The following is a 1,563-nucleotide window of genomic DNA, read 5'->3' as shown; positions in this document are numbered from 1 at the left end:
TTGGATATAAAACACCTGCAGAGGTCTTCGCTGCAACATAAACATAAAATGTTGCACTTATATTGACAATCTATCAATATAAAAAAATTTGCTTCACTCATGGCGCATCCACAAGTAAGATAATATATAATTTCTTTAGAATTAAAAAATACTAATTATAAGTAATATTTATTTTTTGCACATAAAAATAGGTCCTATAACTTATTAAGCTATAAGACCTATTTTTTATGCTACTTCACGAGCTCTTTCTATTTTATCATTTTGTATATTTACATATATTGCAAGTAATACACCTAATAAAGTAACTGCTATATTAAGCAGTACAACGTTTATTGGTCCATTAGTTGCACCACCAACTTTTGTTAAGTAAGATGCAAAACTTATTATAGTATAGTTTGCAACACTTGATGCTATCATAACTATTGAAGTTATTTTACCTTTATCTTTAGGGAACATTTCATTTGCTGTAGATACGCAAAGTTGAAGTACTCCACCTGCTGCTGCATAACCTAATACAAATCCACCTACTAAACATATAGAAGGTATTCTTATAAAGTAAATTGCTATAAGCATTGCTGCTGATATTGCTGGATATATTATAAGTATTCTTACTGCCTTTAGTCCTTTACTTATTAAAAATGATGAAACAAGTATTGCACAAACTGTTCCTAAAGCATAGAATGATTGAATTTTACTTGGATCAGCAAGTCCATATAGTTTACCTAATTCTTGATTACAATTTAACCATATCATAAAAGTTGAAGAAGAAGTAAATCCTATACATATTAATGCTATACTTGCTGGAGTAAATTTCATTTTTTCTTTTTTAACTTCTTTTTCAGATTCAGAGTCTTCTTGAGCATTTTCTAATTTAGGAAATGGTAAAAATGCTATTAATACACCATCTATTGCAATTGCTACTGCTGCTATTATAAATATTGTTTTAAATGAGAATGCATTTGTAGCTACAAATCCTATACCAAATGGTAGAGCAAATTGTGCTATAGACATTGAGAACTTAGTAAATAAGTTTGCAACTGAACCATTCTCTGGGAATATTTCCATGCATGATGGTGTTACACAAGTATCTAAAAATGAATTAGCAATACCACCTACTATTGCAAACATATAACCTACCATCATATTTGGAGCAAATACTATTCCACCTAAATATAATGCATAACATATAATCCCTATTAAACCACTTATTCTTCTTCCGAATTTATCAGATATAGGCCCTGAGAAAGGAAGAGAGATTAAACGTCCAAGACCAAGTGCAGCTATTACTGATACAACCATACTTACATCAAATGTACCATCTTCTAATACTTTTGCTCCCCACATTGATGCAAAATCTTGTTTATATTGTCCTAATATAGAAGCTCCTATACCATGTATAAAATATGTAAAGTATAGAGCTATTGCAGTAGGATAAAACTTTTTATAATTAACTTGTTCCATTATAGTTTCCCCCTATTTTAAATTTTATTTTATATGATAGATTGTCAATATAAGTGCAACATTTTATGTTTATGTTGCAGCGAAGACCTCTGCAGGTGTTTT

The 1,563-nt window shown here is 29.8% G+C and carries 1 protein-coding gene; it reads right to left on the bottom strand.

Translation table 11 applies throughout. From position 1 onward, the window contains the following. Positions 1-225: 225 nt before the first annotated feature. Positions 226-1,461: an MFS transporter gene (locus ABCM86_RS13960; RefSeq protein ID WP_343004200.1), complete on the bottom strand. Its 1,236-nt coding sequence runs from the start codon at positions 1,459-1,461 to the stop codon at positions 226-228. Positions 1,462-1,563: the final 102 nt, after the last annotated feature.

The sequence above is a fragment of the Clostridium sp. 2218st1_F5_2218SCRN_220325 genome, from assembly GCF_039062665.1.
Lineage (GTDB): Bacteria > Bacillota > Clostridia > Peptostreptococcales > Peptostreptococcaceae > Intestinibacter.
Note: the sequence above shows the minus strand (reverse complement) of the source record. Positions and strands in the feature narration are given on the sequence as shown.